Genomic DNA, 13058 nt, shown 5'->3' on the forward strand with positions numbered 1-13058 from the left:
GGATATTCCTATGGAATTTTTCACCGAGCAGGCGCCCACCCGAGCGGAGGCGCTCCAGAAAATCAGGACCAAGTACGGGGACAGGGTGAGAATCCTCTCTCAGCGCACCGTACGCCTTGGGGGCTTTCTCGGACTCTTTCCCCGGGAAGGGGTGGAGATCACCGGCTACGTGGTCCCTGAGGGAGTACGTACCCCCTCGTCACCGAGGCGTTCCTTCGACGAGGAGCGGAGGCGAATCCTGGAGCTCGCGAAGTCTGAGCAGTCTCCCCGTGACCAGATCCTCGAGAAGGTGCTCTCGGAGCTCGCCCAGATCAAGGAGAACATCCAGAGGGGGACGGTACGAGAGGATGAGAAGGAACATGAACACATCAGACGTCTTCGGGCCATGCTCGAGGAAGCGGAATTCACCGATCGCTACATCGAGAAGACCATCCGACGGATCAGGGACGAACTCACCCTCCAGCAGATCGAGGATTTCGCCCTCCTCCAGAAACTCGTCGTTCAGTGGGTAAGGGAATCGATACGGATCTACCCGCTCAAATTCACCAGGAGACCTGAGATCTTCATCCTGGTGGGCCCCACGGGGGTGGGGAAGACCACCACCATCGCGAAACTGGCGGCCATGTACGGCTTGGGGCTCGAGGACAACATCCGCTACGACGTGCGGATCATCACCATCGACAACTATCGGATCGCCGCCCGCCAACAGATAGAGACCTATGCCAACATCATGGGCATCCCCGTCGCCTGTGTGGAAAGCTACGAAGAACTCGAACGCCAGGTGAGGCTCTTCCAGGATGTGGACATCATCTTCGTGGACACCATAGGAAAGAGCCCCCGTGATTACCGGAAACTCGCCGACATGAAGGACATGCTCGAGGCCTGCGGCAGCCGTGCCCAGACACATTTGGCCTTGAGTGCCACCACGAAAACAGCCGATATATATACCGTCCTGCAGCAGTTTGAGCCGTTCAACTACACGTCGGTGGTGCTCACCAAGCTCGATGAGACCACCACGGTGGGGAACATCATCAGCGTGCTGGAGGAGAAGGGAAAACCCATATCCTTCATCACAAACGGACAGGCGGTTCCCCACGACATCGCGGCGGCGACACCGGCCAAACTTCTGGCTGCAGTACGCGGCTTCATACTGGAAGATATGGAGTAGATCATGGCAGACCAGGCCGAATCTCTACGGGAGTTGATGCGAGGTCGGATGGTCCCTCTCTCGCAGAGTCGTACACGGATCATCGCCGTGACCAGCGGTAAGGGAGGGGTGGGGAAGACCAACGTCGCCACCAATCTCGCCATCGCCTATGCCCAGCTGGGGAAGAAAGTGGTACTCATGGATGCCGATCTGGGCCTGGCGAACGTGAACGTGGTGCTCGGCATCATCCCCAAGTACAACCTCTATCACCTCATAAGACGGCAGAAGACCCTGGAGGAGATCATCGTCGATACGCCGTACGGTATCAAGATCATCGCAGGGGCATCGGGATTCGCGAAGATCGCGAACCTCTCGGACGACGAGCGTGAGCATTTCATCGAAGAACTGGTGGGACTCTCCTTCGCCGATGTCATCATCATCGATACCAGCGCGGGGGTGACCCAGAACGTGATATCCTTCGTGGCGGCTGCCGACGATGTGGTCGTGGTGACCACCCCCGAGCCCACCGCAATCACCGACGCCTACGGGATCATCAAGATCATCGCGACCGAGATAGAGAACATCAACATGGGACTGAAGCTCGTGGTGAATCGGGTGAAGAGTGTGGCAGAGGGACGACGGGTGGCGGAGCGGGTCACCACCATCGCGGGACAGTTCCTCAACGTGAAGATCGACTATCTCGGATTCGTGTACGAAGACGGTTCGGTACAGGATGCGGTGCTGAAACAACGCCCCTTCATCGTCCTCGATCCCAGGGGGAAGGCCTCCATATGTGTCAAACACCTCGTGAGCAGACTGGAGAAGGTGGAATACCGTGAGGGGAAAGGACTCGGAGGCTTTTTGCGGAATCTCCTCGGCAGGGGGTGAGGGGGCTTTGCTTGACGGAGGCACCGTTTTCGTCTAACCTGGTAACGGTTGGATTTATATGAAGATAACGTATGCCCTGGCGGGAGGAGGGAGTGTGGCGGCCTTGTCCCTCCTCATAGGACTCTTCTCCGGTAATCCTCTCGGGGTGGCGATGCTCCGGGCGCTGGGAAGTGGAGTCCTTTTCGGCGGGGTGCTGTACGTCGTCTGGGAGGTGGTGCGGCGGTTCCTCCCGGAGTTGGTTCAGGGGGAGGAGCCCGCCCCTTCGCCGCTCCCTGAGGAATCGGAGGAGGAACAGGACCACGTGGTCGATATCGTGCTCGAGGACGAAGCCTCCCCGTCCCCACGGACGGTTTCCGGGGAACAGATGGGGAGCGGAAGGGAGTATGATACCGAAGAATCGGTCCGATCCTTCGGGGAGAGGGGTGGAGAGGGGGAAAGCCAGGAGCACGGGGAAGGGATGTCGGACGCCTCCACCCTCGATTCGGATCGGGAGGATGGGGGACTCGACGAGTTCCCCGAGATCGATGATCTGGAAGAGGATTTCTTCGAAGAAGTGTCCGCCGAGGAGGAGGGCCCGGAGGAGGATGGTACGGATCCGCTGTCATTCGAGTCTTCTCAGTCGATCTCGGGGGGCGGAGGAGGCATGGGGGATCAGGATCCACAAGTCATCGCTCAGGCGATACGCACCCTATTGAAAAAAGATGAGAAAGGGTAATGGTTCATGGATGAACGCAGCCTGGCGCAGAGGACAGAAGACGAGCTCTGGAAGGAATATCAGAAGACAAGGGATCCCCAGATCCGTGAGTACTTCATCAAACAGTACGCCCCACTCGTGAAATACGTTGCGGGAAAGATCGCGGTGGGGCTTCCCAGCAGCGTGGAGTTCGACGATTTGATCGGCTTCGGAACGTTCGGACTCCTCGATGCGATCGAGAAATTCGACCCCGAAAAGCATGTGAAGTTCAAGACCTATGCGGTCACCAGGATAAGAGGCGCCATCTACGACGAACTCCGTGCAATGGACTGGGTCCCTCGTTCGGTACGGCAGAAGAGCAAGGAGATAGAGGACGCCCTCCACAGGCTCGAGAGTTCCCTGGGGAGGGCCGCCACCGACGAGGAACTCGCCCGGGAGATGAATATGAGCTCGCGTGAGCTCCAGAAGACACTCCAGAAGATCAGTTCCACTTCCATCCTCTCCCTGCAGGAACTCTGGTACACAGGAGACGAGAACGATCGGGTGGCCATTGCGGATATGCTCGAAGCCCCCCAGGCCTATGATCCGGCCGCCCGCGTGGAGCGCGAGGAGATAAAGCGGGTGGTGGCGGAAGCCATAAAAGAGCTTCCTGAAAAGGAAAAGAAGGTCCTCGTGCTCTATTACTACGAAGATTTGACTTTGAAGGAAATCGGGGCTATCCTTAATGTGACGGAGTCCAGAGTGTCTCAGCTCCATACCAAGGCGATCAGCCGGCTCAGGGTGAAGCTGAGGAACATACGTAAAGGTATCTTCTAGGGGGACCGGTGATTTCCCTTGATCAACTCCGTGATTACATGAAGACACAACTGGAAGAGGACAAGAGGAGGAAACTCGTCCAGGTCACGGGCCAGACATTGGAGGAGGCACTCCAGGAGGCGGCGATAGAACTCGGTTGCAGGATAAAGGATCTGGAATATGAGGTCATAGAGAAAGGATCGTCCGGTTTCCTGGGTATGGGGAAGAAGTCATGGCTCGTCGTGGCCTCCCTGGCGGTACAGAAGGTGAAGGAAGAGGTGCGTGAAGAGGAAGCCGGACTGGGCATCGAAGAGATGGCTCCGGTTCCCAAGGATCGGGATGGACAGGCCTTCGTGAGACTCTCCCCCGACGGTGTGTATCTCTGTGTGATCCCTCCCGAGGGGAAGGGAAAACCGGTCACGGAACGGGCGGCGCTCGAGGCGATCGCCCGGAGGACGGACGCCTCCGTAGACGTGAACCTCGTGAGCAAGGTGGTACGGAAGGCCGACGGGCAGTTCGTGAGGATCGCTCCTCACAGCTACAATCCCGCACACGATGCGGTTCTCAGTGTGAACATAACCGATGGGGAGATGAGGGCCTATCTCCTCGCTCAGCCCCCTCGGGAGGGCGGTACCGATCCCACCGCGGAGATGATCCGGGATTTCCTCAAGATGAACGGAGTGGAATACGGTCTCAAGGAGGATGTGATAGAGGAGTTCGAGAGGAATCCGCGCTATGGACAGGAGATACTGATCGCGGAGGGGACGCCGCCGCGGCATGGCGAGGATGCAAAGATCGTGTACAACTTCGAGACCAACCCCTCTCGGATCCGTCTCAAGGAGCGCGACGGACGGGTCGACTACAAGGACCTCAACCTCGTCCAGAACGTAGTGGCGGGTCAGGTGCTCGCGAAGAAGATCCCTCCCGGGAAGGGCGTGCCCGGCAAGACGGTCACGGGGAAACTCCTCCCCGCACGCGATGGGAAGGATCTGCCCATCCCCGTGGGCAAGAATGTGAAACTCTCCGAGGATGGGATGGTGGCGGTGGCCGAGATCAACGGCCAGGTGATGATCACGGGCGGAAAGATCACCGTGGAACCGGTGTACACCGTGGAAGGGGATGTGAGCCTGAAGACCGGGAACATCCTCTTCCTCGGTACGGTGATCGTGAAGGGGAATGTCGAGGACGGATTCTCGGTGAAGGCGAGCGGCAATATCGAGGTGAAAGGGAGCGTGGGAAAGTGCGAGCTGGATGCAGAGGGTGATATCGTGGTCCACCAGGGGATCGCCGGAAAGTCGGCCGCTCTCATCAGGGCCGGGAAGAACGTGGTCTCCCGTTTCATCGAGAACGCGCGGGTGGAGGCGGGGGAATTCGTGCTCGTCTCGGATGGGATCATAAACTGTACGGTCTCGGCGAACAAGAAGATCATCTGCCATGGTCGTCGGGCGAGTATAGTAGGAGGAAAGCTCATCGCCACGGAAGAGATCGTGGCGAAGAACCTCGGCTCGGTGGGCGGCATAGAGACGATCCTCGAGGTGGGATACGATCCCAGGGCGAAGGAAAAGGAGGAGCATCTCTCCCAGGAACTCGAGAAACTGCAGGATGAGCTCAAGGAGATCATGCTGAACCTCGGAACGCTCGAGAACCAGCGTAAGACCCAGAAGCTTTCCGAGGAGAGACTCAAGGTGTACAAAGAGCTCCTCCTCCGTCGGAGGGAGCTCTCCCTCAAGGTGGAGAACCTGCAGAAGGAGATAGAGGATACCCGCGCCTATCTGTCTCAGCTCAAGACCAAGGGGAGGATCTCGGCTTCGGGGACCGTGTTTCCGGGCGTCAAGATCGTCATCAGGGATGCGGTGCTCCAGGTGAAGAACGAGTTCAAGGCGGTCACGTTCATCTCGGAGGCCAATATGGTGAAGGTGACGAAGTACGAGGAACCGGAGGATCTCGACAAACTGGATCTCCTCGAGAGGTAGGGTATGGCCCTCCATCCCATCGACCTGCAGACGATGTTCACGAGGCTCCACGAGGTTGGACGGGAGCAGGGGGGTGTGCGTGAGATACCGGTGCATCATCAGACCGTGCAGGGTGAGGAGCTGGTGAAGCGGGCGCAGCAGGAAAGCCGATCGGTGAATGAGACGCGCCAGGTGGGGGAAGGGGTGGAGAAAGTGAAGGAGGAGAAAGGCCGCGAACAGGGGCAGGGCAAGGGGCGGTCGAAGGAGGAGCGGGAAGCGTCCCGTAGAGCGACCTCTTCCTCACCCGAAGTCGTGGAAGACCCCGACATCGGACGCCACGTGGATCTCCTGGGGTAAGGTGACATATGGAGTGGTTGTGGTTTCTTGGTGGACTCATCGGCGGGACCCTGTGGTCGGTCTTCCTCATAAACCGGAAGATCGAACAGAAAGTGGAGACGCTCGAGTTCATGAACAGGGTGCGACGGGAGCTCGAGGAGATCCTGGCAAGCTGTAACGAGACGACCGACAGGAATGTCTCGATCCTCGAGCACAGGATCTCGGGCCTCAGGAAACTCGTGGACCGTGCCGACAAGCGTATCCAGGTCCTTCAGGATCTGCTACGGCGGTCAGAGGATCTCGCGCCCCGCGCCGTGCCTGAAAGCGGAGAGGCGGGGGAACCCAGGGACAGGACCACTCCTCCAGAGACAGAGAGATCCTCGGGGGAGGTGGATGCAGCCGGTACCACACGCTCATCCGATACCCCGAATGAACCCGTCGTGGTACAGGGAGATATCCCTTCTCCTCGGGAGCCGAACTCCGTGCGGGATCCGCAGAGCCAGAAGGGGCTCTCTCCTCTTTCGGAGACGGTCCTCTCCCTCTACAGGAATGGTCATCCTCCTGAGCGTATCGCCCGTGAGCTCGGACTCACGGTGGGGGAGGTGGATCTCATCATATCCCTCGAGAAGACCGTGTTCCTCAAGGATCGCTAGAAGCGGTAGGTGAACGACCCTTTGATGGGTCTGTCGGTGTTGTTGAAGAAGGTGGCACGGGAAAAACCGTAGAGGACCGCTTCATCGATGTCGGAGTAGCCCGAGGAACTCACGAGGGTCACTGAGAGGAGGGTGCTCCCCCTGGTATGGGAATCCACCGAGAATTGGATGGTCACGGGGCGAAGACCCGGTCTGTGTCTGTATTCGGCGTGACCGATGTCGTAACCGGCCCGCTTGAGCGCATCCCATAGGTCAGGGCGGTCATCGAGAGGAGGTTGCTCGACGAGAGAGAAGGCCCCACCGGCCTCTTGGTAGTAGCGCAGAAAGAGGGCTTTCGAGCGAAGGTCCTTCACCATGTTCTCACCCACGAAACGGGGGAGTTGTGAGGGGAGCGGCATGTAGAGATAGATCGGCACGTAGATGCTCCTCCCCACTTTCCCTGCTGCTTCGGAGAAGCCGAGTGTATAGGTGTTCCCCTCTTCCCTCCCGGTGATCACCGCCGGCGTGGGAGACGGGGGGGTGCTCGGAGTCGTGGTAGCGGCGGGTCGGGTGGTGGGAGGAACGGGAGGTGTGGCGGGGGCGGAGGTGGGGGTCGCTGCTGGCGGTTGGGTGGGGAGTGGTGTGGGGGCGGGGGATGGTGGTGGAGGTGTCTCGAGGGGACGGGGTGTGGATGCGGGGCTCTCTTGCTGCCCCCTCGTGGTGAGGTGTACCTTCACAGGTCCCGCCACGTCGGAGAGTTCCTCGAGCCTCAGGAGTCCGGTTATCCAAAACCCAATCAGGACCAGGAGATAGATCGCCACCGTGAGTGCGAGGGAAAGCGCGGCTCTCTTCCTGTCTTCGCGGAGTCTGAGATCGGTCCTCATCGCCTTATCGTTTCATCCTGGTACGGAGACCCACGTCCTGAAACCCCTGCCGCCGGAGACCGTCGAGGAGCGATATCACGAGCTGGTACTGGGCCTCCTTGTCGGCTTCCAGGATCACCTGGATCTCGGCATCCTGATGTTCGTCCTTCCAGGATGCGAGGAGCTTCTCCACGCCTTCAAGTGTGGTCCTCACCTCGTTCACGTAGATCTCGTCCTCCGCGATGGCGGTGATCACGAGCTCCTGTACGGTGAGTGGTTCGGCTGTCCCGGCAGTGGGGAGTTCGAGGGAGATCCCGGGAGTGGTCTTGAAGACACTGGAGACCATGAAGAAGATGACGAGCTGGAAGACTACGTCGATGAGTGGAGTGAGATCTACGTTCACCTGCGGGCTGAGCCGACGTTCCAGTCTCATGACGCCCCCTGCCGCTTCTTGCTCGCGTTGATCATGAGGATGAGGGAGTTGACCTGGTTTTCCATCTTGATGAGCAGGAGATTGACCTTGGTCACCAGGTAGTTGTAGAAGATGACCGCGGGGACTGCCACCAGGATACCTGCCACCGTGGTGATGAGGGCCTCCGAGATACCCGTCGCCAGTATGCCCGGGTCGGTGACGGCGCCGAACTGACCGAGCACGCCGAAGGTCTTCATGGTACCGGTCACCGTACCCAGAAGGCCGAGGAGCGGTGCGATGTGGGCGATGGTCCCGAGGCCCGACAGGTTCTTCTCGAGGCGCGGAACCTCCTGGTTCGCCGCGTCCTTGATCACCTCCCGTTGGATGTGCTCGGGATGGTCCCTGTGCTCGATCCCCACCTTGATGAGTACGCTGAGGGGGGAATAGTTGGTGTCACAGATGTAGAGCGCCTCATCGAAGTGTCCCTTTTCCAGGGAGGATTTTATCCTGCGGAAGAGCTTTTCCTCGTCTACCCGGATCTTCCTGAAGTAGAGGATCCGTTCTATCACGATGGCGGTGCCGATGAAGGCGAGAAGGATGATGGCCCACAGGACAGGCCCTCCCTTGATCAGTACATTGAGCATCGGTCCCCCTTTCCCATACGATTTTTGAGACAAAGTATATCGCGGAGAGGACTATATGTCCATTGTCTCGCAAAAGAGGTCCCAGAAGAAGTATTCTTCGAAGAGCTCCTGGATCTTCGTCACCTTTCCGATGTCCTGGATCTGGAGCTTCGGGTTCTCGTACACGTCCTCTATCTTCTCCCGCACGGTGGCGGTGTCTAACGGCACGTAGATGGCGGGGATGTGTTCCTGCTCCAGGGTGAGGACGGTCCTGTCCTCCAGAGGTGTGGTGTCCCCGCAGGTGAGGATGAATCCTCCGATCGGTTTTCCCGCCTTTTGGTGTGCCTCCACGATGAGGGCCACCCTGTCCGGGGAACCTGCGCCGATGAGATAGAGCGCCCGGTCCGAGAGGTAGTGGTCCGGGTGGAGGTGGTCCTTGTCCTGGGTGATGATGATGATCTTCCCGCACGGCCTGTGCCACTCCTCCCGGTTCACGTCGCCTATGGCGAGGGTACCGGGGAAGATGGTGCTGAGAAGGTGCATGGTGGGTTTGGAGAGGTCTTCCACCATGGGGAGGAATCCGAGGATCCGGATGGGCGGGGTGAAGAAGGGGAACCGCTCCTGGAGGAGTTCCTCCGTGATGTAGTGGCGCACTTGATCGATCTTCGAGGGGATGAGCTTGTTGAAGACCACTCCCCTCACATTGACGCCCTGACACATGAAGTAGTGGAGGTCGACTTCGAGCATGTCGAGAGCCTTCCCGATACCTCCCCCCGAGAGGAAGACGACCTCCGCGCTCAGGATCTCAGCCACGCGGGCGTTGGACAGGCCGACGATGCCCCCCACGCCGGGATGACCGGTTCCCTCCGCCACGATGATCTTCTTGTGGGAGAGGGCTTCCAGGGAGTCCAGGACTTTCCTGGTGAGTTTTTCCTCTTCTGCCTTCCTGTTGGGAGAATCGAGAAATTCCTTGGTGAACCCGCTTCCGAGTCTGACCGGGGAGACCACGCGCGGATCGAGGTCAGGGATCCCGCTGAATTCCTGGAGGATACGGGCGTCCTTGTCGATCATCGTCCCGTCCTCCAAGGGGACGAGCTCCTGTCCCACCGGCTTCATGTAGCCGAGCTCTTCGGGGGGGCATTTCTTCTGGAGGAGACCGATGAGCCCGAGCGCGGTGATCGTCTTGCCCGCGTGCTGTCTGAATCCGGTGATGTAGATGACTTTGGGTCTCTTCATTGCGTATTCCTTTGACTGAGGACGAAGATGTTGTAGTAGTAGTCGTAGCTGTCCACCAGGGCCTGCCACGAGGCCTCGATGATGTTCTCATGGACGCCCACCGTGTCCCAGGTATGGCCGTTGTGGTTACGGGAGGAGATGAAGACCCGTACCCTGGCACCGGTGGCCCTCTCCGGGTTGAGGACGCGTACGCGGTAGTCGGTGAGGGAGATCTCCTCGATGAAGGGGTAGTAGGGAAGGAGGGCGTCCCTGAGTGCGGCGTCCAGGGCCTCCACCGGTCCCACCTTCACCGCAGCCCCCATCACTTCGTTGTCCTCGGCACAGAGGAAGAGCTTTCCCACGGTCTTGGAGTCGGCGGAGCCGGCCTTGAATGATTCGAGGTGATAGTTGTCGAACTCGAAGAGCGGCTTGTAGAGCCCCAATGTCTTCAGTATGAGGATCTCGAAAGATGCCTCCGCCGCCTCGTACTCGTAGCCTTCGGCCTCTTTTTCCTTGAGGAGTCGGGTGAGTTGTTCCACCTCGGGGGAGTCCTTCGTGAAGGAACCGTAACGGGAGAGTTTCTTGAGTATGGTGGATTTGCCCGCGAGCTCCGAGATGAGGATGCGTCGTTCGTTCCCCACGAGCGAGGCGTCCATGTGCTCCATGAGGTGCTCGGCCTTGAGGAGGACATCCACGTGCTGGCCGGCCTTGTGGCTGAAGGCCGCTTCTCCCACATAGGGCTGCCTCTTGTCGGGGATGATGTTCGCCTTCTCCGCTACGAACCTCGAGACCGCAGTGAGCTTGGTGAGGTGCGGCCCTGCGGTGATGGGATACCCCATCTTGTAGTGCAGGGTGGGCATGATGCTGCAGAGATTGGCATTGCCGCACCGTTCACCCCAGCCGTTTATGGTTCCCTGTACGTGGATGGCCCCTGAGAGAATGCCCATGAGGGAATTGGCCACGGCGTTCCCCGTATCGTTGTGGAAGTGGACCCCGAGCGGGGCGAGTTCCTTCTGGGGGAGGGCCCCCATGATCTCCGCGACCTCGTGGGGGAGGGTGCCGCCGTTGGTGTCGCAGACCACGAGACACTCGGCCCCGGCCTCGGTCCCTGCTCTGAGGACCTTAAGGGCGTAGTCGGGGTCGGCCTTGTACCCGTCGAAGAAGTGTTCGAGGTCGAAGAACACGATCCTCCCTTTGGAGCGCAGGTAGGAGATGGAGTCGTAGATCATCTCGAGGTTCTCCTCGAGGGATGTCTTGAGCACCTTGGTCACGTGTTCCGTCCACGCCTTACCCACCACGATGACGGCTTCGGTCTCCGCCTCCAGGAGGGCCTCGATGTGAGGGTCTCCTTCCGCCTTCCGGCCCGGCTTTCTGGTGGACCCGAAGGCCACGATCTTTGCGTGATCGAAGTGTTCATCTCGTGCCCTCCTGAAGAACTCCGCCTCCTTCTCGTTGGAGAGGGGGAACCCCCCTTCCACGTAATCGACCCCCAGTTCGTCGAGTTTGTGGGCGATCTGGATCTTGTCCTCGACAGTGTAGGTTATCTCGATCCCCTGCATGCCGTCCCGGAGGGTGGTGTCGTAGATCACGACGAAGGGTTTCTGCTCATGGGTCATGGTTCACTCCTCCATAAAAAATGAGCCGTCCCCTCGACCCGAGAGGACGGCTGGCTGTGCACCCAGAGGCATCACCACCCGCCCTCAGGGCGAGCTGATAATGAGGATGATGATGCCGGTGGATGCATTTCTCCACATCATTGTAGTTCTTGTAGAGTAGGATGGAGAAAAAGTCAAGGGTGGCGTGAGGCGCGGCACTGTCAAGGAGGAGTGTTGAAATTGAGCTGGAGCCCGTAGGGGTGCGTCTCCCCACCTCTTGTATCACCTGCATGCCCACCACGTAGAGGCCTACCACCTCATCCGCATGGGCACGACTCATATACCCAGGATACCTCCGCAGAAAGCTTCTCATGTGCCGAAACATGTTCTCCGCAAGGTTGCTCGTCCTCACCTTCTCCTTCCACTCATAGGGTAACTCCAGATAGGAGAAAAGCCGGTCCTTCCGCCACAGGAGGGAGGCCGTCATCCGGGGAGCCTTCGCCGCCCACTTCTTCACGAATGCCTCCAACGCACGTGCTGCGTCCTCCTTCCCTCCTGCCTCAAAGAGCTTCCAGTACTCCGCTCGAAAAGCTCGCCTCTCCTTCTGGAGGTCTGCGTTCTTCCCCTTCCGTTCCCCCATGTCCTGCAGGAGCTTCTGCTCAAGCGTACCCTGCAGGTGCCACAGACACACCTGCTTCTTCGCCTCAGGATACACCGTCTCCACCGCCTGCCGGATCCCCTCAGCCTCATCGGCCACCACCAGCTCCACCTCATGAAGCCCTCGCTCATAGAGCCTGGTAAGGAGTCGCTCGTAGCTCGCCTGGTCCTCCTGCTCCGCAACGACCCAGTCGAGGAGCTCATGAGATCCGTCCTCCTTCACCCCCACGGCACTCAGGACAACCAGCTTCTTCTGACCCCTCCCACGCCTCTTTGCCCACACTCCATCCAGCACAAGGGCCTTCACTCCTCTAAGGGACCTCCTCCGCCACTGCTCCTTCTCCTCACGAAGACGCTTTATGAGCCGCAGGAGTGTCTGCGGGTGAGCCTCGCCTATCCCCAGCTCCCGTAACAGGATGGCATATCTCCGCGCGCTCATCCCTCCCACATACCCGAGAAGGAGCTGCTCGGCGAGGGCCACGAGCCTCTGCTCATAGGCGACCAGCTTCACCTCCTTCCCCCCGCCGGTGCGGATGCGGGGCACGCGTACATCCTCGATCGGCCCCCAGGGGGTCTGCACGGTCTTCCATTTCCTGTAGCCGTACCGGTAGTACGGTGCCTTCTCAGCCTCCCCTCGTGCATATCGTGGTCGTCCTACTGCCTCCTCTCTCAGCGTCTCAAGGAGGTGTTCCAGGTACGTCTTGTAGGTGTGGCGCACCTCCTCCCGTAGCTGGTCTTCCACTTGTTTCATCAGATCAGAGAGGGTATACTGTGTCTCAATCAGTGTGCGTGTGTTACCACGCTTCATGGGGTATCTCCTCCTTGAAAAAAGGATTAGTGTGGTGGGAGATACCCCTTATCTTTTTTCCCCGCCTTTTTCAACACTCGATGTTACAGTCCCGTGAGGAGGGATGTTGAGGTTCTCTGGATGGGTAGGGGGTTGTCTTCCACGCGTCGAAGGTACCGTGTGATAGCCGATGTGGAGGGGGCTTCGGTCTCGACTGGAGGGGAGGGTGAAGCTATAGCTTGAGGATGCTGAGCCTCTGGAGGCAAGGATAAGGGGGAGGTGGTGTTCGGTATCCTCAGGTTGGTCTCGGTGGGGCTCTCACATATGGTAGCTTCGTATGTTCCGGGAGAGAGGGAGTGGAGCCTGGTGTGAGGTGAAGCGACGTGACGGGTATGCATGTTTTTTCATAGCGGGAGGGGAAAAATTTGACAGGACCAGGGTGAGGGAGCTAGAATGTGGAAA

12 protein-coding genes and 1 pseudogene are annotated in these 13058 nt (G+C 59.2%); 7 read left to right on the plus strand and 6 right to left on the minus strand.

What is annotated here, in order from left to right; translation table 11 throughout:
• Positions 1 to 10 precede the first annotated feature (10 nt).
• The 7 genes from flhF (at position 11) to SPITH_RS04895 (ending at position 6465) form a co-directional block, all read left to right on the plus strand.
• Complete coding sequence (flhF, locus tag SPITH_RS04865) at positions 11 to 1168, plus strand: flagellar biosynthesis GTPase FlhF (protein WP_013313719.1); 1158 nt, start codon at positions 11 to 13, stop codon at positions 1166 to 1168.
• 3 nt (positions 1169 to 1171) lie between these two features.
• Entirely contained in the window at positions 1172 to 2035 is an 864-nt protein-coding gene (locus SPITH_RS04870; protein ID WP_013313720.1) for a MinD/ParA family protein, read from the plus strand.
• Between the two features lie 94 nt (positions 2036 to 2129).
• Positions 2130 to 2750 (plus strand): hypothetical protein, encoded by a 621-nt coding sequence (locus SPITH_RS04875; RefSeq protein ID WP_014624594.1) that lies wholly within the window; start codon positions 2130 to 2132, stop codon positions 2748 to 2750.
• A 6-nt stretch (positions 2751 to 2756) separates the two neighbouring features.
• On the plus strand, positions 2757 to 3545 hold the full coding sequence (whiG, locus tag SPITH_RS04880; protein WP_014624595.1) for an RNA polymerase sigma factor WhiG: 789 nt from the start codon (positions 2757 to 2759) through the stop codon (positions 3543 to 3545).
• Between the two features lie 38 nt (positions 3546 to 3583).
• Positions 3584 to 5497 carry a FapA family protein gene (locus SPITH_RS04885; RefSeq protein WP_425358084.1) on the plus strand — a complete coding sequence of 638 codons (1914 nt, stop codon included), beginning with the start codon at positions 3584 to 3586 and terminating at the stop codon, positions 5495 to 5497.
• Positions 5498 to 5500: 3 nt separating this feature from the next.
• Complete coding sequence (locus SPITH_RS04890; RefSeq protein WP_013313724.1) at positions 5501 to 5833, plus strand: hypothetical protein; 333 nt, start codon at positions 5501 to 5503, stop codon at positions 5831 to 5833.
• 8 nt (positions 5834 to 5841) lie between these two features.
• A complete protein-coding gene (locus SPITH_RS04895) occupies positions 5842 to 6465 on the plus strand; it encodes a hypothetical protein (protein ID WP_014624597.1) in 624 nt (207 codons plus the stop codon).
• On the opposite strand, the gene SPITH_RS04900 is transcribed toward SPITH_RS04895, so the two are convergent.
• The 6 genes and pseudogenes from SPITH_RS04900 to SPITH_RS04925 form a co-directional block, all read right to left on the minus strand.
• A complete protein-coding gene (locus tag SPITH_RS04900; RefSeq protein ID WP_014624598.1) occupies positions 6462 to 7328 on the minus strand; it encodes an energy transducer TonB in 867 nt (288 codons plus the stop codon). The two genes, SPITH_RS04895 and SPITH_RS04900, sit on opposite strands and share 4 nt — an antisense overlap.
• Before the next feature lie 4 nt (positions 7329 to 7332).
• Complete coding sequence (locus tag SPITH_RS04905) at positions 7333 to 7740, minus strand: ExbD/TolR family protein (RefSeq protein ID WP_013313727.1); 408 nt, start codon at positions 7738 to 7740, stop codon at positions 7333 to 7335.
• Entirely contained in the window at positions 7737 to 8363 is a 627-nt protein-coding gene (locus SPITH_RS04910) for a MotA/TolQ/ExbB proton channel family protein (protein ID WP_014624599.1), read from the minus strand. The genes SPITH_RS04905 and SPITH_RS04910 overlap by 4 nt, the downstream gene beginning before the upstream one ends.
• A 51-nt stretch (positions 8364 to 8414) precedes the next feature.
• Positions 8415 to 9578 carry an AAA family ATPase gene (locus tag SPITH_RS04915; protein WP_014624600.1) on the minus strand — a complete coding sequence of 388 codons (1164 nt, stop codon included), beginning with the start codon at positions 9576 to 9578 and terminating at the stop codon, positions 8415 to 8417.
• Positions 9575 to 11173: a citramalate synthase gene (cimA, locus tag SPITH_RS04920; RefSeq protein WP_014624601.1), complete on the minus strand. Its 1599-nt coding sequence runs from the start codon at positions 11171 to 11173 to the stop codon at positions 9575 to 9577. Before cimA ends, SPITH_RS04915 begins: the two co-directional genes overlap by 4 nt.
• A gap of 200 nt (positions 11174 to 11373) precedes the next feature.
• Positions 11374 to 12617: pseudogene (locus SPITH_RS04925) on the minus strand (IS256 family transposase).
• Between the last annotated feature and the right edge of the window lie 441 nt (positions 12618 to 13058).

The organism is Spirochaeta thermophila DSM 6578 (assembly GCF_000184345.1).
GTDB lineage: Bacteria > Spirochaetota > Spirochaetia > Winmispirales > Winmispiraceae > Winmispira > Winmispira thermophila.